Origin of the sequence: Streptomyces inhibens (genome assembly GCF_022221585.1) — a bacterium.
Lineage (GTDB): Bacteria > Actinomycetota > Actinomycetes > Streptomycetales > Streptomycetaceae > Streptomyces > Streptomyces inhibens.
In genome coordinates this window covers 4907356-4925970 of record NZ_CP084681.1, presented here as the reverse complement: position 1 = coordinate 4925970, position 18615 = coordinate 4907356, and the positions used below count along the sequence as shown (strand labels likewise).

The window sequence follows — 18615 nt, the reverse complement described above, 5'->3', positions numbered from 1 at the left end:
CCACCCGTAATACCCCCGGAGTTCTACCGCCCGGCCCCCAACCGGGGCACCGGTCCCGGACCCACTCCCAGCTCCAGCCCCAGCTGTGCACGCAACGCCCGTGTGTCCGGCTTTCCATTGGCGGTGAGCGGGAAGTGGCCGACGACATGGACCGCGTTGGGCTGTTCGTACTCCGCCAGGTGCTCGGCGAGCCGCCGGCGCCAGGTGAGCGGGGCCTCGCCCTCAGGGTCCGCGACCACGAAGTGCAGTGCACTGCCACGGCGTTGGTCCTCGACCGCCAGTACCTTGACCGGCCGGCCACAGGCCTCGGCGCGGCGCTCCAGGCTCTCGGGGTAGAGCGTGAAGCCCAGCCGGTGCACGGCCTGATTGCGCCCCACCACGCGTACGGTGCCTTCGGCATCGACGCTGCCCAGGTCCGCCGTCGGATACCAGGCGTCCGGATCGACGGGCGTCAGCGAGCCGTCCTCCCGGAGGTAGCCGGCCATCAGCCCGGGGGAGCGCACCTCGATGCCGCCGAGCTCGCCGGGGTCGGCAGCCGTGCCGTCGGGGCGCATGACGCGTAGCCGTACGCCGGGCAGGGGGCGCCCGCAGCCGTGCGGTGTATCGGGGGTGGCCAGTGCGACATTGCCGAGTTCGGTCAGACCGTAGCCGTCCAGGAGTGGGCGGCCCATTGTCGTGTGGAAGGACTCGGCCAGCGGGGCGGGCAGCGGCGCGCCGCCCACGCCCCAGATGCGTACGCCCGCGAGCCCGGCGCGTACCTCCGGGCGGCGGCGCACCACGCCGAGGAGCGAGTGGTACGTGGACGGGGCGGCGTCCACGGCGGTGGCACCGTGCGCCGCGGCCTGGCCGACGGCCGCGTCGAGCCGCTGGTAGGGGGTGACCAGCAGGGTGCATCGGGCCAGCCACCACAGCAGGATGACGGAGAGCCCGTACTGGTGGGAGAAGGGCAGCAGGGGCGCGAGAACGTCGTCCTGGCGGTAGCCCATGGCCTGGATGGTGCGCAGCGAGTTGTCGAGGACGGCGCGGCCGGGCTTGACGATGCCCTTGGGGCGCCCGGTGGTGCCCGAGGACCACAGGACGAGCGCGTCGGGGCGGCGGAACCAGCGGGACAGGTCGACATCGGCGGGCGGGGGCGGCGTGGCGTCGGCGGCGAGGCGGGGGTAGTGGATGACGCGCCGGTCGGGGATGCCGGGGAAGCCGCTGGCGCGGTCGGCGGCGGTGACCAGCCAGCGGGCGTGGGCCTGGTGGGCGGCCGCGGTGGCGTCGGCGGCGGGGAGCCGGTGGTCGAGCGGAATGAGTGAGGTGTCCAGCTGCATCAGGGCCAGCAGCGTCAGAACGTAGTCGACGCTGTTGTCGCCCTGGACCAGGACCCGGTCACCGGCGCGGATGCCGAGGTGGTGCAGGGCGTGTGCGGTGGTCTGCACCCGTCGGCCGAGGGCCGGTCCGTCGAGGTGGCCGGTGTCGCCGAGCGGGGCCGACGTGCCGTCGACGAGCCGGGCGGTGGCGACCGGAGGGGCGAAGGTGTCGGTCATGGTTGCTCCGATCCCATGGGGGCGAGGGGGCGCCGGGCCGGCCGCGGCGGGGTGGCCGGGCACAGCAGCGAGGAGGTGGTGGTGGCCACCCAGGAGCCGTCCAGGGCCCGGAACTCGCAGTCGAGCGTGAGGAGTTGGCGGCCGGCGAGGGTGGTGGCGCCGGCGATCCGGACGGTGGCGTGGAGGGTGTCGCCGGCGTGTGCGGGGCGGGCGTGGCGCAGCGTCTGGGAGCGGTGCACGGCGCCCTCGGTGCCGGCGAAGCCGGGCTGGAGACGCAGGAGTTGGTCCTCGGCGTCGGCGGCGAGGGTGGCGAGGTAGGTGGGCGGGGCGATGATGTCCGGGTGGCCGAGGGCGCGGGCGGCGGCCGGGTCGCGGTACGCGGGGTGGGGGTCGCCGAGCGCGCCGGCGAAGGCGGCGATCCGCGCCCGGTCGAGGGCGTACGGGCCGCAGCGGAGGGTGCTGGGCGGCGCGGGCGTGCTCGGCGGCATGCCCGGCGCCGGTCTCTCCGTCATCGCCGGTCAGTCGCCGATCATGTGATGGCCGCCGTCCGCGTGCACGATCTCGCCGGTGGTGGCGGGCAGCCAGTCGGACAGCAGGGCCACGCAGGTACGGGCGACGGGGTCGGCGTCCTGCGGGTCCCAGCCGAGCGGGGCACGGGTCGCCCAGCTCTTCTCGAAGGACGGGCCGTCGCCGCCGATACCGCGGGCGGCCAGGGTGCGCAGAGGTCCGGCCGCGACGAGATTGGCCCGGATGCCCTGGCCGCCGAGGTCGCGCGCCAGATAGCGGGAGCAGGCCTCCAGCCCCGCCTTGGCGACGCCCATCCAGTCGTAGCCGGGCCAGGCGCGGGAGGCGTCGAAGTCCACGCCGACGACGGAGGATCCGGGGCGCAACAGGGGGCGGCAGGCCATGGTCAGCGCCACCAGGGAGTACGTCGAGGTGTGCAGGGCGGCGGACACATCGCGCCACGGCGCCGTCAGGAAGCCGCCGTCCAGGCAGTTCGCGGGGGCGTTGGCGACGGAGTGGAGTACGCCGTCGAGCCCGTCGAGGTGTGCGCCCAACCGGTCGGCGAGGGTGGTGAGCTGGTCTTCGTCGGTGACGTCCAGCTCCACGACGGGGGGCTCTTCCGGCAGCCGCCGGGCGAGCCGGGCGACCAGGCTCGGCCGGCCGTACGCCGTGAGGACGATCTTGGCCCCCTGTTCCTGGGCGAGCCGCGCCACCGCGTAGGCGATCGAGCTTTCGGTGATCACGCCGGTGATGACCAGCTGCTTTCCGTCGAGCAGACCGCTCATGCGGTTCCTCCGTCTGACTCGTCCTCGACTCCAGAGTCACCGAACATAACTCAGAAGCATTGTCCTGGCTTGGTCTTGAAAGACCGTCGTTGACAACCTATCGGACCTCCAGTTGACTGGAATAGTCAAGTATAGTCAAAACAGTGACTCGGATGTCACGGAGGTTTCGATGCCGCGCTGGAGGCCACAGCCCGTGGCCCGGCGCCGAGCGCTGCGAGAAGCGGCAGTGGCCGGCGCAGGCCACCGAACCCGAGCCGGACCGCGCCGACTTCGACCTGCTCGCCCCGATCCCCACCGGCGCGCCCGACGAGCGTGACCACCCCGCTGATGACGGGCGTCAAGGCACCGACTTCACCGCGCCGCAGGCCCCGCGAGTGCCGCACCCACCCCGCACGGCCGCCGGACCCCGCATTCGACCCGTACCACCCCCCACTCAAAGAGAGGTGACCCGTCATGACCGTCATGACCCGCGAAGAGATCGTTGCTCAACTCGCCGAGATCCTTAACGAGGTGGCCGGCGTGCTGCCGTCCGAGGTGACCGAGGAGAAGTCCCTGGTCGAGGAGTTGGACGTGGACTCCCTCGCGATGGCCGAGGTCATCGTCGTCGCCGAGGAGCGCTTCGGCGTCGCGCTGCCCGAAGAGGAGATGAAGGACATGCGTAGAGTTTTGGACATTGTGCTCAGGGTGGAGAAGCAGCTGGCGTCCTGAGGCCGGCCCCCGACCGGTGTGCTCCTGGCGGGCCGCACTGTCCGGCAGGAGCACACCCACCCAAGGGATTTGAATAACGGTCAGATTCTGCTCAACTGCGGATCACCCGGCGCTCAACTCGCTGTCAACCGGCGAGCGCCGCAGCGCGCCGGGGCCCAACTTGGCGAAATCTGGTAATGCGTTGCAGTAAACCAAAGTTGATTTTCGGTCGTCGCTTGTTGACGCAGGCATAGACCAGGGTTACCTTGAGGATCTCCGGAGGGTAAATCAAATCGACTCAGTGCACTGCTTTCTCGGATGTGACCGGTCCGCGGAAAGGAGACATGGTGCGAGGGGATCTATGCAGGGGGACGAGCCCTTCTGTGGCGCGCATTTACTCAACCATGACGGCCCGGCCAACATGCCTCAGCAGGAGGAGAGTTGGGACCCGTCCCGCTCATCCGAATTAGCCGACGGCCGTTTACATATTTTCTCGCCCACTGCCGGCGACATTCGAGAAGGTGCCTGTTTGACGGCCTTTCTCTGCGAGTTACTGCATTGTTCCCCGCGCGATATTCCGTTGACCCGTGACGGCTTCGGCCGGCCGGTGTTCACCGAACCGCCCGCCGCCACCGGCCGGCCCGCGGGCACCCGCCTCGGCCTCGGCATCGGCGCGGACGCGGGCCGGCAGTTCCTGGCCGTGGCCCGGGGCCTCCCCGTGGCCCTGTCCGTCCACACCGTCCCGCAGGGTCCGGTCGGCGAACTGCTGCTTCCCTTCACGCCGTTGGAGCGCGGTTACGTACAAGAGGCTCCGGCGGACCGGCGGGCACACCGGCTGGCCCAGCTGTGGACCCGTAAGGAAGCGGCCCTGCGGCTGACGGGACGGGGCGGGCTGGCGGCCGCCGACGAGATCGACGCGCTGAGCGAGGCGCGGGACGGCAAGGTCGTGATCCCCCCGTCGCCGACGCACCCGGGCGGTATCGCCTACGTACGCGATCTGCCCGCCGGTCCGCGGACGGTGGCCTGCGCGGCGACCTCCGCCCCGGTACCCGGGGTACGGATCTGGCGCCTGAACTCCCCTGGCGCGCAAGCCGATACGCAAGCCGATACGCAATCCGGAACACAAGCCGAGAGGTAGGCCGGTACGCATCCCGGGACACAGGCCGGTACGCATCCCGGGACACAGGCCGGTACGCATCCCGGGACACAGGCCGGTACGCATCCCGGGACACAGGCCGGTACGCATCCCGGGACACAGGCCGGTACGCATCCCGGGACACAGGCCCGTACGCCCGCGCCCCGGACGACGGACACCGCTACGGCATGAGCACGGCGTGCGGGTCCGGACCCTCGCCACCGCGGCCGCCGGCGCTCAGCTCGCGCCAGCTCTCCAGCGCCAGCCGGAAGGCCCCCACCTTCTCGTAGCCCTCGGCGGCCAGCTTGAAGTCGGCCTCCGCGGCCTCCTCGTCACCGCCCGCGCGATGGGCCCGGGCCAGATGGAGCAGACAGCGGGCACGGTCGAGCGGTGACAGTTCACCGGCGTCGAGATCGATCGCGGTGGCGTGGTCGGTGGCCGCCATCCGGTCGTTGTGGCGCAGCGCCGCGGCCGTCTCCAGGAGGGCCAGCCAGGTCCTGCTGGACGGGGTGTCGACCAGCGCGGCGGCCTGCCGGGCTCGCGCCAGCAGGGCGTCGGCGTCGTCGGCCGGGCCCGAGGCGAGCGCCAGCAGCGTACGGGCGCGGGCCAGCCGCAGCCGTAGCCGTACGCCGTCCGTCGCGGCGAGCAGCTGCTCCGCCTCGGCCAGCAGCTCCAGCGCCCGGTCCGGATGCCCGCCGAGATACTGCGCACCGGCCGCGGCCCACAGGGCGCCGGCCCGCAGTTCGCCGGCCGGCAGCGGCGCGACCTCGGTGAGCAGCTCCGCGCCGAGCTGCTCGGCACGGCTCCACTCCCCGCTGTCGACGGACGCGGACAGCAGCGCCACCTGGGCCTGTGCCCGCTCCGGACGGCCGGGCTCCAGCTCGGCGGTGACCCGGACCGCCTCCTCGGCGAAGCGGACGCCGTCCGACAGGCGGCCCGCGGCGCGCAGCAGCTGGGCGAGCTCGATGGCGACCCGGGCGTGCAGCACGGGCGCGGAGCGGGTGAGCGGGTCGTCGAGCAGTCGGCGCAGCGCCGCTTCATGGCGGGCCGGGTCGTCGAGCCGGCCGAGGACGGTGGCCAGCTCCCAGCGCGCCTCCCAGCGCACCTCGTCCTGATCGGCGCCGCCGGACTGCTCCACCACGGACTCCAGCTGGCGCAGCGCCGCCGGCCAGTCACCGGCCAGCTGGCTGGCGCGGGCCGCCACCAACTGGCCGACCAGGTCGAGGCGCTGGGTCAGTCGGTCGCCGGGCCGGTCGGTGGCGCACAGCGCCTCGACCGTCGTGCCGAGCCGTTCCGCGATGGACCGGGCGATCTTGGCGCTCGGGATTCTGCGGCCGTTCTCGACCAGCGAGACATAGCTGGGGGAGAGATCGTCCCCGGCGAGATCCCCCTGGGACAGACCCTGAGCGCGCCGGACCTCCCGCACTCGCTTCCCGAAAGCAGGCTGCTCAATCGTCAAGAAAATCGCTCGCAGGTGAGTTGGGCGGACGGACGGTGACGGGGTGGGACGGCTGCGGACGGATGGAACGTGATGGCGGCGAGTCTACTCATCGGACGTCCGTGCGGGGGTGCCTGTGGACGACTTCCCTCCGGCCGCAGAGTCATTTTTTGTCACTTGCGGAGGTAGATATTCCCCTTGCCGGCGCACGGGCGTTGCGACAGCTGAGAGGGTGCCTCGATGGCTGTGTACAGGGAAGAGAGGGTACCCGGCGGGTGGCGTGGAGCGGCCCTGTGCAGTGTTGCTTGTCATATGAGCCAGTCGAGTGCAATGACTTTACTTGACAATAAATGACAATTGGCTGACGCTGACCCTCCATGGACTACGCCCCGAGGAGGGACATATGAGCTCCGCTCCCGCATGGCCGACCGTGGCCGCCGAGCCGGAGGACAGCATCGACAGCCGACGTGCGGCGGCCTTGCACAGGGTCCGGGACTTTCTGGTGAACGACGCCGGTACCGTGCACGAGCTGCTGTGCGAGATCTCCACCCATCGCGCCGCGCGCTACGAGATCGAGTCGACCGTCGCCACCCTCGACGGGGCCCTGGACGAGGTGGCCGCCCACCGGCCCGGCCGGGTCCCCCGGCTGGCCGCCTTCATGCCGTCGAACGTCCTCCTCTACTCCTACGCCCTCTACCTCCTGGTGCCCGCCCTCTACACCGACCGGCTGGTGTTCCGCCCTTCCAGCCGCGTCAAGGACCAGATGCGCCGGCTGCACACCCTGCTCGCCGAGCAGCACGGTCTGCCCATCACCCTCTCCGGCGCCAGCCAGCGGGAATTCCTGCAGGAGCAGGTCCTCCCCGCCGACGTCGTGGTCTTCACCGGCGCCTACGCCAACGCCGAACAGATCCGCCCCCAGCTCTCCCCCGGGCAGCTGTTCCTCTTCCTCGGCTCCGGCGTCAACCCGTTCGTCGTCGCCCCCGGCGCCGATGTCGAGCAGGCGGCCCGCGACGCGATCGCCATCCGGGTCCTGAACACCGGCCAGGACTGCCTGGGCCCGGACCTGTTCAGCGTCCATGAGTCGCTGCTCGCCCCGTTCGTCGATGCCCTGGTCAGCGAGGTGAAGGGGATGCGCTACGGCCCGTACACCGACCCGGACGCCGACTACGGGCCGATCTTCTACGAGAGCGCGCTGGAGGACGGCGCACAGTTCCTCGCCCGCAACCGCGGCGGCATCGTGCACGGCGGGCATGTCGACTTCCGCACCCGCCGGCTCGACCCCACCGTCGTCGTCGGCGAGGACGTCACCCCGCGCACCCACGTACCGGAATTCTTCGCCCCGATCTTCAATGTCGCCGGCTACCGCGACCAGGACGCCCTCGCCGCGACCCTCACCACCGGCATGTTCACCGAACGCGCCCTGGGCTCCAGCGTCTACGGCCACGCCCCCGGCCTCGTCGAGGCGCTGCGCCGGCGGACCACCGTCACCCTCGACACCACCCTGTTGTCCATCGACGACGGCAACGCCCCGTTCGGCGGGTACGGCCGGATGGCCAACTACATCTCCGACGGCCGGGAGGTGCGCGCCGAGCCCGTACTGATCTCCAAGGCCGTCGCCGCCCACCGCCCGGGAGCCGGCCGATGACCACCTACACCCACCCCACCGCCTGGGCCGCGATCGCCGACCACCTCCACCACCTCGGCAGCGAGGTGGTGTTCGGGCTGCCCGGCGACGATATGGCGCTGCTCGGCGAGCTGGAGCGGTCCGACACCACCGTGGTGCTCTGCCGGGACCAGCGCAACGCCGTGTTCATGGCCACCGGTTACGCACTGGCCGCCGGCCGGCCCGGGGTGTGCGTGATCGGCAAGGGCCCGGCGCTGACCAATGCGCTCACCGGCGTCCTGGAGGCGCGGTCCGCCGCCGCACCGCTGATCCTGATCGCCGACGGCACCCGGCTCGACCGGCTCGGCACCGGCGCCTTCCAGGAGCTGGACCAGCTCACCGCGATCCGCCCGTACGTGAAGTGGGCGGCCCGCGTCGACCATGCCGACCGGCTGCCCGGTGCTCTGGAGAAGGCCGCCGCGCTCGCCGTCAACGGCACCCCGGGGCCGGTCTACCTGGAGCTCGCCGAGCAGATCGCGGCCGAGCCGGTCACCCGCACCGGGCCCTGGCGGCCGGCCGCCCCCCAGCGGCCGGCCCCCGACCAGGACGCGCTCGCGGCCACCGCGGAGCGCATCGCCGCCGCCGAGCGGCCGCTGCTGCTGGTGGGCGGCGGCGCCCGGCACCGCAACGACGGCCGCCGTATCGAGCACTTCGCCGAGCAGCTCGGCGCCGGCATCTTCAGCACCGCCTCCGGCCGCGGCACCGTCGCCGAGGACCACCCCCTGTACTGCGGCGTCAGCGGCCTCTACACGGTCGCGCCGATGGACGCCCTGTGGCGCGAGGCCGACCTGGTCATCGCGCTGGGCAGCCGGCTGGAGGAGACCGCCACCTTCGGCTGGCCGGAGGATGCGGCTCAACTCCCGGTCGTACAGGCTGTGTTGGGCGAGGAGAGTCTGGTCATGGAGCGACCCGGGGCGTATGTCCTGGGTGACGCCGGACGGATCGTGGACGGCTGGGCGGGACTGCTGGCCGACCGCCGGCCGCCTCGTGACTGGCCGGAGCGGGTCCGCACGGTGCGGGCCGCGCTGGCCGGGCGCGCCGCGGACCGTGCCGAGGAGGCCGTGAAGCACGCGCCCGAGGGAGCCGTGCCGGTCGCCCGGGTGCTGGCCGCACTCGACCGTGTCGTCCCCGCGGACCGGGTCCTCGTCCAGGAGAACGGCCTGCAGGACATGTGGTCGTACTTCTTCCCGCACTGGTCGCTGGGGTCCGAAGGCGGCTCCGTGGTGCCCAGCGAGCAGACGCCGCTGGGCTTCGGCGCGGCCGCCGCGGTGGGCGTACGACTGGCCGAGCCGGCCGGGCGGCCGGTGGTCGCGGTGGTCGGCGACGGAGCCTTCAACCTCTTCCGCGGCGAACTGCCCACCGTCGCCGACGCGGGCGCCGCCGTCCTCTACGTCGTCCTGGACAACGGCGGCTACGGCTGGCTGCAGTCCAACCTCGACCGGGTCTCCGGAACCGGCTCGCGGTTCGCCTTCACCACCTCCCGCCCGACCGGCACCGAGGGCCTGACCAGCGCTTATGGCCTGGGCTACGGCCGGGTGACGGACGCCGACCAGCTGGAGCCGGCGCTGACGGCCGCCTGGCGGCAGGTCGCCGCCGGGACCTGCGCCGTGGTGGAGGTGGCGGTCGCGCTCGCCGACACCCCGCCGGGGATGAGCGGCTCGGCGGGGGACTTCCCGGAGCGGGAAGACGCATAGGGCGCGTCTTTCGGATCACCCCGGGCCCGCGACGCTCCCCCAGCTAGCGCTGGGAGGTGCCCCCAGGCACGGCACTCCCCCAGCTAACGCTGGGGGTACCCCCTCGCCGCGTTGTCGCATCACCCACGGACACCCAGTCCGAGGGCGATGCTCCGCCTTGCGATGCAGCTCGGCATCCGAAGGATGAATCAAAGAGCCGAGACGGAGCGAGCGGTGGGGGCCCCTCCCGCGCCCTTAAGGCGTGGGGGAGAGTGCAGTGCACCAGACGCCGCGGGCTGATCCGGACTGCTCCAAAAGACGCGCCCTAGCCGTACGCCGTGCGTGCCGCGCCGTCGTGGCGGGAGGGAGTTCCCGCCACGACGGCGCGGCATTGTGTTCCACGGGGGATGCTTCGCGTGGCCCGGCCCCCACCGGCCCGGGGGGAGCCGGGGTGGGGCCGGGCCACGTCTTCTTCGTACGGAGGGAACCACGCCGAGGGCGTGACGGGGGATGCGCTCCGCCCGTACGGATCGGTGTCAGGTCTTGGCGCGGAACTTGGCGATGGCCAGCGGGGCGGTGACCGCCGTGAGGCCCAGCGACCACACGAGCGTCCAGAGCACCGGGCCGGCCACCGGCCCCTCGCCCAGGGCGAGTCCGCGGGCCGCGTCGGCCATGTGCGTCAGCGGGTTGATACGGGTGAAGGCCTGCAGCCAGTCCGGCATGGTCGAGGGCGGTACGAAGATCGAGGAGCCGAATTGCAGCGGGGTCAGCACGACGACGGAGAGCGCCTGGATGGCCTGTGCGGTGCGCAGGGTCAGCCCCAGCAGCATGAATATCCAGATCAGCGAGGTGCCGAAGACGGCGGTCAGACCGATCGCGGCCAGCAGGCCCGGCCAGCGTCCGCTGAAGTCGAAGCCGAGCACCGCGGCGACGATCAGCAGCACCGCGATCGCGACCAGCATCCGGCCGGTCTCCACCACGACCTTGGCCACCAGCACCGAGGAACGGGCGATGGGCATGGTGCGGAAGCGGTCCATCAGGCCGGTACGGAAGTCGTCGTTGACGCCGGTGCCGACGGCCATCGCGATGGTCATCCCGAGGATCACCATCAGCCCCGGCACCAGAAAGGCGGTGTACTGCGCGCGGTCACCGCCCGCGCCGATCGAGCCGCCGAAGACGAAGACGAACAGCACCGTCAGCACGATCGGCATCAGCAGCGCGTCGGCCATCGACTCCGGGTTCTGCCGGATCTGCAGAAGATTGCGGCGGACCAGTGCGCCCGTGTGCCGCGCCATGGCCCGCGGGCCTATCCGGCCCTCGTCGGCGACGGGCGCGGGCGGCTCGGGGCGGGGCAGGGCCTGAATCGACGTCACGGCTTCTCCTCCGGTCAGGCCCGGCCGCGGCGCTCGTCGAGCCACTTCTGCCAGTACGTGCGCCGGTCGCTGTTGGGGTGCGCGACGACGATGTCGCCCAAGACGGCGGAGCCGGTGATGCGGATGAGCGGGGTGACGGCTTCCGGGCCGGAGTGTTCCCGGGTCACATTGCGCAGATCACCCAAGACCTTGCTGCAGTTCATCTCGACCCGGACGCCTTCCGGGAGCAGCAGATGGACATCGCCGACGAACGCACGGGCCTCGATGGTCAGTTCGCCGGTCGACGGTGCCGGGGAGGCGCACAGATCGAGGGTCAGATCCCCGAAGACCGCGGTCGCCTCGATGCCGTGCTCCAGGGAGGGGCTGTGGTGGGTGACATCGCCGAATACGGCGCGGAAGCTGCGCTGTCCGGTCGCGGAGGCCGAGGACTCCGGGGGAGTCACATGCGGCAGATCCTCGCCGACGGACCGCAACTCCTCGCGGGTACGCGCGAGATATGCCGCCTCGGAACGCTCGGCCAGCTCTTCGAGGGTTAACCGGCCTTCCGCGGTGGCTTCCCTGAGCCGTTCGACCATGTCCTCGCGTTCGGCGTCCGAGGCCAGCACCGAACGGGATGTCGCGGGCGAGGGCGCCACATCCTTGTGCAGATCGGGTCGTTGGGGCTGGGTCATGGGTGGTGCCTCCGCTGAGTCCGGCGGTGGTGGAGCGTCGATGCCTCATCCGACCACGTCACGCCGGGCGCGGGCATCGCCGTGCGGTACTACATCGAAAGGTTGACCCGCGGTGCCGGAGCACATAGTTCGGTGTACCGGTCAGCCGGTTTTCGGGTGCGGGCAGCGGCTCCGTCCGGAGGCGTTGTCCGCATTGTGCGCGCCCCTCGAAATGATCTTGGCAGGCCCGGTGAAGACCGGTGAAGGAATCCGAATATCGGTCGACTTCTTCTTGACTACTTGGTAAAGTGCCGAGCACTCATTGTGACTCGCGCCGATTTGGTGCAGTCGGCCGGAGTCATCCACTGTTCGAAATCCGGAGGGTTTGTCGAATGCCTGAGCTGGCGGACACCGGGCGGAGAATCAAAGAGCTTCGGGTCAGCGCGGGAATGACACAGCACGACCTTGCCGGGTCCGAAATGTCGTCGAGCTACATCTCACTCGTCGAACGCGGGAAGCGCATTCCCAGCGGTCGGGCACTGAAGATCCTGGCGCAACGCCTCGGGGTCGGTGTGGACGAAATATCCAGAACCGCCGAGCATGTCGAAACCACCAGCCGGGTCCGCCGGCTCGACCTGGTCGGACGATTGGTGGCGGCCCGCCGGCAATGGGAGGGCGGCGACGCCGAGGGCGCACTGCGGGAATTCCGCGCACTGGCCGAGATTGATCCGGCCGGCCGCCAGGACGACGTATTTACCGAGGCGCAGCTCGCCATTGCCGAAATACTGGGCACTCTCGGCCGCGCCGACGAGGGCGCCGAGGTCCTGCTGCGGATGCTGGACGCGCTCACCCCCGCCCCGTACGCCGAGGCCCGGCTGCGCGCCCTGATCGCGCTCGCCGATCTGCTGGAGTCGGCCGGCCGGGTCCAGGACGGGCTGCGCTATGCGCTCACCGGCTCCCTCGAATGCGCCGACCGGCGCCCCGGCACGGGCTTCCACTCACTGCTCGTCCTCGATGTGCTCACCCGCTGCGCCTATTGGAGCGGCTGCCCGGAGTGGGCCCCCGATACCGACCACTGCCGGCACTCGGCGGAGGGCGTGCTCCCCGGGCCGCGCGCCGCCATCGATCTGCACCGGGCGCTCGATCTGCGCGACCGTGGCGAGATGGAGCGCGCCGCCGCGCTGCTGGGCGAGTGCGCGCGCCGGGTCACCCCCACCGCCGGCTTCCCGCTCTGGGAGAAGATCAACGGGCATTACGCCCTGCTGTTGCTGCACCGCGGCGAGACGGCGGCGGCCCGCAGCATCGTCGAGCGCGGCCTGGTCGTCGCCTCGGTGACGCAGGAACCGGAATTCCCGCTCTGGCTGACGACCGCGGATGCGGTCTGTGCGGAGGCGGCCGGCGACCCCGGCCGGGTTTTCGCGCTGGGCGTGGAGCTGGCCGCACTCCCCGACACCGGCCGCGGTCATGAGAAAGCCGCCGCGCTCCTGGAGATCGCGGCGGCGTGCGAGCGGCTGGGGGACCGGGAAAGGGCGGCCGGACACTTCCGGTATTCCGCGGAGCTGTTCCGGCGGGCCCAGGCGTACCGACACGCCGAGCGGGCCCGGGAACGGCTGACGGACCTCATCGAAAAGCGGGACTGAAGGCCGGGGTGCCAAAAACCATGGCGCCGCAAATGCCGTTATTGCGCGCAATGCGCGCTTATTTTTTCGCCTTCTTTCCGAGCCCCAGAAGCGCGAACAAGGCTTCCGCGCCACCGACGATCGCCAGGACCAGCCCGGCCTTGTGAAGCGAGACGACCCCCGTATCGACTTCCTTTGTGGTCAGCCACAGGATCAGGCCGACGATCGCCAGAACAATACCTACCGCAATACCCTTCATGAGTTCCCCTCGTCCTTGTGATGTGTCTTGTGATGTGTCGGAGCTGCGTGTACGGACCAGCGTCCCGTCCGGCCGCGGCATTCGGATCATCCGCAGGTAGGCACTTCCCGCCCCGCCGCCTGTCACTTTCTATGTACTCCGGGGCCCTACCAGGGGGTCGGCCGGCGGCCGGGAGGCCTACGCCGCCGCCCGCCGCCGCCCCGCCCGGGCTGCCCCGCCCAGGTCGCCCCGGCCCCTGTTTCCGCTGTGACCTCCGGCCTCATAGTCAATTTTCATGACTCAGTCAGTCACGCCTCTGAGAGCGTTTCCGCTGGTACGAGGCCTGCATCCCGCATATGACAGGTTTCGCTGACTGACTCCCTCCGGCGCAACCTGTTGACAAGCCAATGACTCGGCTGTCATGTTTCTGGTCATGAGGACGCCCCGAGCGTGACAACGGGGCAGAAAACTAGGAGGTGGCTTTCATGGAGGTACGTGCGGAACGGCGGCGCGTTGTCGTCACCGGCACCGGCGTGGTGTCCCCCGTGGGAAACACCACCGCGGACTTCTGGGCCGCTCTGCTCGCCGGCCGCAGCGGCGTGAAGACCCTCACCCGCTTCGACACCTCCGGCCTCCCGGTCCGCATCGGCGGCGAGGTCACCGGCTTCGACACGACCGGCTACCTCACACCGCAGGAAGCCAGGCGCAGCGACAGCTTCACGCAGTACGCGGTGGTCGCCGCCACCCAGGCCCTGCGCGCCGCCGGTCTCGACGAGCCGGCCGGCATCGACCCGTACCGCTTCGCCGCGGTGATCGGCTCCGGCTACGGCGCCGCCAACTCGATCCAGCAGCAGTACGACGTCCTGCAGCGGCAGGGATCGCGGCGGGTCTCCCCGTACCACTCGGTCCTCACCGCCATCGACCACCCGGCCAGCCTGCTGTCCATCAAGTACGGCATCGGCGGCCCCAGTTGCGCGGTGTCGGCGGCCTGCGCCACCGGCGCGGTGGCCATCGGCGAGGCGGCCGAACTGATCCGCCACGGCCGGGCCGATATCGCCCTGGCCGGCGGCGCCGACGACGCGCTCACCGCCGTCGACCTGGCCGGTACCGCCAACGCCCAGGCCCTCTCCCGCCGCAACGACGACCCCGAAGGCGCCAGCCGGCCCTTCGACCGGGACCGCGACGGCTTCGTGATGGCTGTCGGCGCCACCGTCCTGACGCTGGAGGAGGCCGGGCACGCCGAACGCCGGGGCGCACCCATCCTCGCCGAGGTGGCCGGCTACGCCGCGACCACCGACGCCCACCACGCCACCGCCCCCGACCCGACCGGCGCCGGAGCCGTCCGCGCCATGCGCTACGCACTCGCCGACGCGGGCCGCACCCCCGAGGACGTCGGGCAGATCAGCGCCCACGGCACCGGCACCGTGCTCAACGACCGCATCGAGGCCGCGGCGCTGCGCGAGGTACTCGGCCCCGACCATCTGCGCCGTACGCCGATCACCGCCGTCAAGAGCATGACCGGGCACATGCTCGGCGCCTCCGGAGCTGCCGAGGCCGCCGCCGCGGTGCTCTCGCTGCGGGACCGCAAGATCCCACCGATCCGTAACTGCGACCACCCCGAGGAACCCGACCTCGATCTGGTCGTCAAGGGCGCCCGCGACTGGGACGGCGACGTGGTGCTGAGCAATTCGTTCGGATTCGGCGGCCACAACGCCGTACTCGTACTCACCCGCTACACAGGCTGAGGAGGGAGACGCACCGTGCAGGGACGACTGGTGACCTTGGAATGGCCCGGCGACGACGACTGGGCCGCGATCGCCTCCTGGCTGCGGCCCGGCTCGCCGGCGGCCGTACTCAGCGGCGACTGGGAACTCCTGGGCGCGGCCGAGATCGAGCAGGCCAACCGCTCGGGGCGGGTCCACAACCTGGTGATCCGTACGAAGGACGGCGAGCGCATCGGCGCCGTCAGCTACCAGCGCAGCGGCCGGATCGGCGGCTACACCGTCGGTGGCGCGATCGGCAGCCCCGACCTGTGGCGCCGCGGCTACGGCGCGGAGGCCGTCGTCCTGCTCGTCGACTACCTCTTCCACCAGCTCGACGCGCACCGCGTACAGGTCACCACCGCCGGCTACAACAAGGGCATCATCCGGCTGATGACCAAGACCCCGTTCGTGGTCGAGGGCATCCTGCGGGACCACTGTTACCTCGACGGTCAGTACCACGACGCGATCGTGTGGGGCCTGCTGCGCGACGAGCACTACGCCTCGCTCAAGCCCAGCGACGACAACCGCGTACTGGCCGTCGGACTCGACGACTTCATCCCCGAGGCCGACAAGTCCCAGGCCCGCGCCGTCCTCGCCGAGCATCTCGCGACGGCCGGCCGCCGCACCGCGCTGACGGCGTACCTGGACCACGAGGCCACGCCCCTCCACGAGGCCGGGCCCCACGACGAGGACGAGCCCGCCGGCGCCGAGCGAGGTGCCGCATGAGAGACGGCGCCGAGAGCTTCGCCCTGGCCGACCGCACCTTCTTCGACTGGCCCGGCAACTGGAACACGGAAGCCACCCGCTTCCCCGCCCCGCCCCTCCCCGACGGCTGGACCCTCGACGAGAACGAGGCCTGGACCTTCTGCCGCCCGCCCGAGGACCAACTCCCCGACCAGGGCTGGAAGATCCACGTCAGCGCGGCCCCCGACGACGCCCGCCGCACCATCGCCGACGTCGCCGCCTACTGCACCCGGCACGGCCTGGCCTTCAAATACCTCAAGAGCGCCAACGTCCTGCGCGCCCTGAGCCGCAAATACGCCCAGCGCTCCTCCGCCGGCAAACTGCTGACCGTCTACCCCGTGGACGAGGCCGACCTGGCCCGCACCCTCGAAGGACTGGACGCGATCGTCGGCGGCCGCCCCGGCCCGTACGTCCTCACCGATCTGCGCTTCCGCCAGGGCCCGCTCTACGTACGCTACGGCGGCTTCCGCACCCGCTACATGGAGGACGCCGACGGCGAGCTGGTGACGGCCTTCCGGCGCCCCGACGGCACACCCGAACCGGACCGCCGTACGCCGGTCTTCCACACCCCCGACTGGGTCGCGATCCCCGACATCCTCAAGGACTCGCTGGCCGCCCGGCAGGCCGTGGACGACTTCCCCTACCGGATCACCGGGGCGCTGCAGTTCTCCAACGGCGGCGGCGTCTACCGCGCCGCACCGCTCGGCGCCGACGCCCTCGGCGCGGGTGAGACCGGCGTCGTCCTCAAGGAGGGCCGGCCCTACTCCGGGACCGACGGTGTCGGCCGCGACGCGGTCAGCCGGCTCGCCCACGAGCACCGGATGCTGGAGCGGCTGGCCGGACTCCCCGGGATCCCGCGCACCTTCGGCACCCTCCAGGTACGCGACCATCTCTTCCTGGTCCTGGAGGACATCGCGGGCCAGGACCTCCAGACCTGGCTCGCCGCCCACCACCCGCTGACCGTCCCCGACCCCGACGAACAGGCCGTCGCGGACTACCGGGACCGCGCGCTGGCCCTGCTCGGCCGGATCGAGGCGCTGGTCGCCGCCGTCCACGAACGCGGCATCCGGATCGGCGATCTGCACCCGGGCAACCTCATCATCAAGCCCGGCGACGAGCCCGTACTCCTGGACTTCGAGGTGGCCGACGAGATCGACCGGGCCACCCCGAGCAGCCTCGGCGCCCCCGGCTTCCACCGTGCCGATGCGATCGGCGCGGACGGCGACCACTACGCGCTCGCCGCCATCGGACTGTGGTTCTTCCTGCCGCTGGCCGCGCTCGGCGGCCTCGCCCCGGACAAGGCCCCCGCGCTGCTGGCCACCGCGGCCGAGCGGTACGGACTGCCCAACTCCCTGGTGTCGCGGCTGGCCCCGCAACTGGCCCCCAACGACGACACGACCTCCCCCCTCACCTCCTTGCCAGGCGCGTTCCCACCCTCCGGTGTGCTGGAATCCCTCGGCCGCGGGCTGCGCGACAGCGCCACCCCGCACCGCAAGGACCGGCTCTACCCCGGCGACTTCGAGCAGTTCGTCGAGGGCGGCGCGGGCTTCGGACACGGTGCGGCCGGCGTCCTGTGGACGCTGCACACCGCGCTCGGACAGCGTGACGAGGAGGGCGTCGCCTGGCTGCGCGCCGCCGTCGACCGGGTCCCCGCCGAGCGGATCGGCTTCTACGACGGTCTGCACGGAATGGCGTACGTCTTGAGCGAGTTGGGCGATGACGAGGCCGCCCGGCGCGCCCTCGACCGGGCCGACGGTCAACTCTCCGTACGCCACTGCCCCAGCCTCTACCGCGGCCTGTCGGGCGTCGGCCTGAACCTGCTGCACTTCGCCGACGCGCTGGACAGCGACGCACTACGGCAGCAGGCACTCGGCCTCGCCGACCGCGTCACCCAGCGGCTCGCCGCGGCCCGCACCGAACCGGTCGAGCGCAAGCGCCGACGCGGCTCGAAGGACGCCGCCGGCCTGATGTACGGCTGGTCGGGCGCCGCCCTCTTCCTCCTGCGCGCCCACCAGGCCACCGGGGACCCCGGGTTGCTGGACGAGGCGGTACACGCCGTCCACCGCGACCTCGCGCGCTGCTCGCCCGGCCCACAGGACACCCTCCAGGTAGACGAGGGATTCCGGCTGCTGCCCTACCTCGACAACGGCAGCGCGGGGATCGCGCTGGTGGCGGCCGAGCTGCTGGAGCTGCGCGACGACGACCGGATCCGCGAGGCGCTGCCCGCCCTGCTGCGCGCCTGCGCCGCCGACTTCGTCATCGAGTCCGGGCTGCTGGGCGGCCGCGCGGGACTGCTCGCCACCCTGGCGACGCTACGCGACCGGGTGTCCTTGCCCCCGGAGGCGACCGAGCGCCATCTGCGCCGCCATCTGACCAATCTGGGCCAGCACGCCATGACGCGGAACGGAGCGGTGGTCTTCCCCTGCGACGGCCGCGCCCGGATCTCCATGGACCTGGCCGGCGGCAGCGCCGGAGTTCTGCTCGCGCTGTCCGCCACCGAACGGGGCACCCCGCTGCTCCCGTTCCTCACCGACTCGCGCTCCGCGGCAGCCGTTCACTCGGCCGCCCCGGGACGCGGCGGCGGCGCCACGAGCGCCGCCACCCTCGCCGCCCCGTCCGGGGCAGCGGGCACTGCGCACCGCGGAAGGGAGGTGTCGTAAATGACCATCATGGACCTTCAGGGCCTGGAGGTGCCGGGCGAGCGTGACGCTCAGGCGCTCGGCTCCACCGTCAGCGGCGGCTGCTGACGTGATGCCGGGCGGACCGTGCACCGTCATGCACGGTCCACCGGCTCCAGGTGTCCCGCAACGG

At 71.7% G+C, this 18615-nt stretch carries 16 protein-coding genes; 9 read left to right on the top strand and 7 right to left on the bottom strand.

The genetic code is table 11. The annotated features are described in order from the left end of the window. Positions 1 to 23 precede the first annotated feature (23 nt). From KI385_RS22500 to fabI, 3 genes are read right to left on the bottom strand one after another with little or no spacing between them, the layout of a single operon-like run. Positions 24 to 1532 carry a class I adenylate-forming enzyme family protein gene (locus tag KI385_RS22500; protein ID WP_238573967.1) on the bottom strand — a complete coding sequence of 503 codons (1509 nt, stop codon included), beginning with the start codon at positions 1530 to 1532 and terminating at the stop codon, positions 24 to 26. Further along, the gene (locus KI385_RS22495) at positions 1529 to 2044 is read right to left on the bottom strand and encodes a MaoC family dehydratase (RefSeq protein ID WP_238573966.1); all 516 of its coding nucleotides are present in this window, start codon (positions 2042 to 2044) and stop codon (positions 1529 to 1531) included. Before KI385_RS22495 ends, KI385_RS22500 begins: the two co-directional genes overlap by 4 nt. Positions 2045 to 2050: 6 nt before the next feature. Continuing rightward, positions 2051 to 2821, bottom strand: coding sequence for an enoyl-ACP reductase FabI (gene fabI / locus KI385_RS22490; protein ID WP_128506987.1), 771 nt, complete (start codon positions 2819 to 2821; stop codon positions 2051 to 2053). Between the two features lie 462 nt (positions 2822 to 3283). Here fabI and KI385_RS22485 point away from each other — a divergent pair, with 462 nt between their 5' ends. Next, positions 3284 to 3529 carry an acyl carrier protein gene (locus KI385_RS22485; protein WP_128506996.1) on the top strand — a complete coding sequence of 82 codons (246 nt, stop codon included), beginning with the start codon at positions 3284 to 3286 and terminating at the stop codon, positions 3527 to 3529. Between the two features lie 559 nt (positions 3530 to 4088). Then, the gene (locus tag KI385_RS22480) at positions 4089 to 4646 is read left to right on the top strand and encodes a 4'-phosphopantetheinyl transferase family protein (RefSeq protein WP_238573965.1); all 558 of its coding nucleotides are present in this window, start codon (positions 4089 to 4091) and stop codon (positions 4644 to 4646) included. Between the two features lie 178 nt (positions 4647 to 4824). Here the strand turns inward: KI385_RS22480 and KI385_RS22475 are convergent, their stop codons facing one another. Continuing rightward, on the bottom strand, positions 4825 to 6069 hold the full coding sequence (locus tag KI385_RS22475) for a helix-turn-helix transcriptional regulator (RefSeq protein ID WP_238573964.1): 1245 nt from the start codon (positions 6067 to 6069) through the stop codon (positions 4825 to 4827). A gap of 415 nt (positions 6070 to 6484) precedes the next feature. On the opposite strand from KI385_RS22475, the gene KI385_RS22470 reads away from it, so the two are divergent. Both KI385_RS22470 and KI385_RS22465 read left to right on the top strand, forming a co-directional pair. Beyond that, entirely contained in the window at positions 6485 to 7726 is a 1242-nt protein-coding gene (locus KI385_RS22470; protein ID WP_238573963.1) for an aldehyde dehydrogenase family protein, read from the top strand. Then, positions 7723 to 9438, top strand: coding sequence for a thiamine pyrophosphate-binding protein (locus tag KI385_RS22465; RefSeq protein WP_238573962.1), 1716 nt, complete (start codon positions 7723 to 7725; stop codon positions 9436 to 9438). Before KI385_RS22470 ends, KI385_RS22465 begins: the two co-directional genes overlap by 4 nt. 515 nt (positions 9439 to 9953) lie before the next feature. On the opposite strand, the gene KI385_RS22460 is transcribed toward KI385_RS22465, so the two are convergent. Both KI385_RS22460 and KI385_RS22455 read right to left on the bottom strand, forming a co-directional pair. Next, positions 9954 to 10790 (bottom strand): ABC transporter permease, encoded by an 837-nt coding sequence (locus KI385_RS22460; protein ID WP_425356941.1) that lies wholly within the window; start codon positions 10788 to 10790, stop codon positions 9954 to 9956. 14 nt (positions 10791 to 10804) lie between these two features. Next, the gene (locus tag KI385_RS22455; RefSeq protein WP_238573961.1) at positions 10805 to 11461 is read right to left on the bottom strand and encodes a DUF1707 SHOCT-like domain-containing protein; all 657 of its coding nucleotides are present in this window, start codon (positions 11459 to 11461) and stop codon (positions 10805 to 10807) included. A 371-nt stretch (positions 11462 to 11832) separates the two neighbouring features. On the opposite strand from KI385_RS22455, the gene KI385_RS22450 reads away from it, so the two are divergent. Beyond that, complete coding sequence (locus KI385_RS22450) at positions 11833 to 13080, top strand: helix-turn-helix domain-containing protein (RefSeq protein WP_281066887.1); 1248 nt, start codon at positions 11833 to 11835, stop codon at positions 13078 to 13080. 58 nt (positions 13081 to 13138) lie between these two features. Here KI385_RS22450 and KI385_RS22445 read toward each other — a convergent pair whose 3' ends face one another. After that, a complete protein-coding gene (locus KI385_RS22445) occupies positions 13139 to 13318 on the bottom strand; it encodes a DUF5708 family protein (RefSeq protein WP_128503912.1) in 180 nt (59 codons plus the stop codon). Between the two features lie 464 nt (positions 13319 to 13782). On the opposite strand from KI385_RS22445, the gene KI385_RS22440 reads away from it, so the two are divergent. From KI385_RS22440 to KI385_RS44630, 4 genes are read left to right on the top strand one after another with little or no spacing between them, the layout of a single operon-like run. Further along, the gene (locus KI385_RS22440) at positions 13783 to 15042 is read left to right on the top strand and encodes a beta-ketoacyl-[acyl-carrier-protein] synthase family protein (protein ID WP_238573959.1); all 1260 of its coding nucleotides are present in this window, start codon (positions 13783 to 13785) and stop codon (positions 15040 to 15042) included. A gap of 15 nt (positions 15043 to 15057) precedes the next feature. Continuing rightward, a complete protein-coding gene (locus tag KI385_RS22435; protein WP_238573958.1) occupies positions 15058 to 15786 on the top strand; it encodes a GNAT family N-acetyltransferase in 729 nt (242 codons plus the stop codon). Next, positions 15783 to 18464: a class III lanthionine synthetase LanKC gene (lanKC, locus tag KI385_RS22430; protein WP_238573957.1), complete on the top strand. Its 2682-nt coding sequence runs from the start codon at positions 15783 to 15785 to the stop codon at positions 18462 to 18464. Before KI385_RS22435 ends, lanKC begins: the two co-directional genes overlap by 4 nt. Next, positions 18465 to 18551, top strand: coding sequence for a class III lanthipeptide (locus KI385_RS44630; RefSeq protein ID WP_199838955.1), 87 nt, complete (start codon positions 18465 to 18467; stop codon positions 18549 to 18551). Positions 18552 to 18615: the final 64 nt, after the last annotated feature.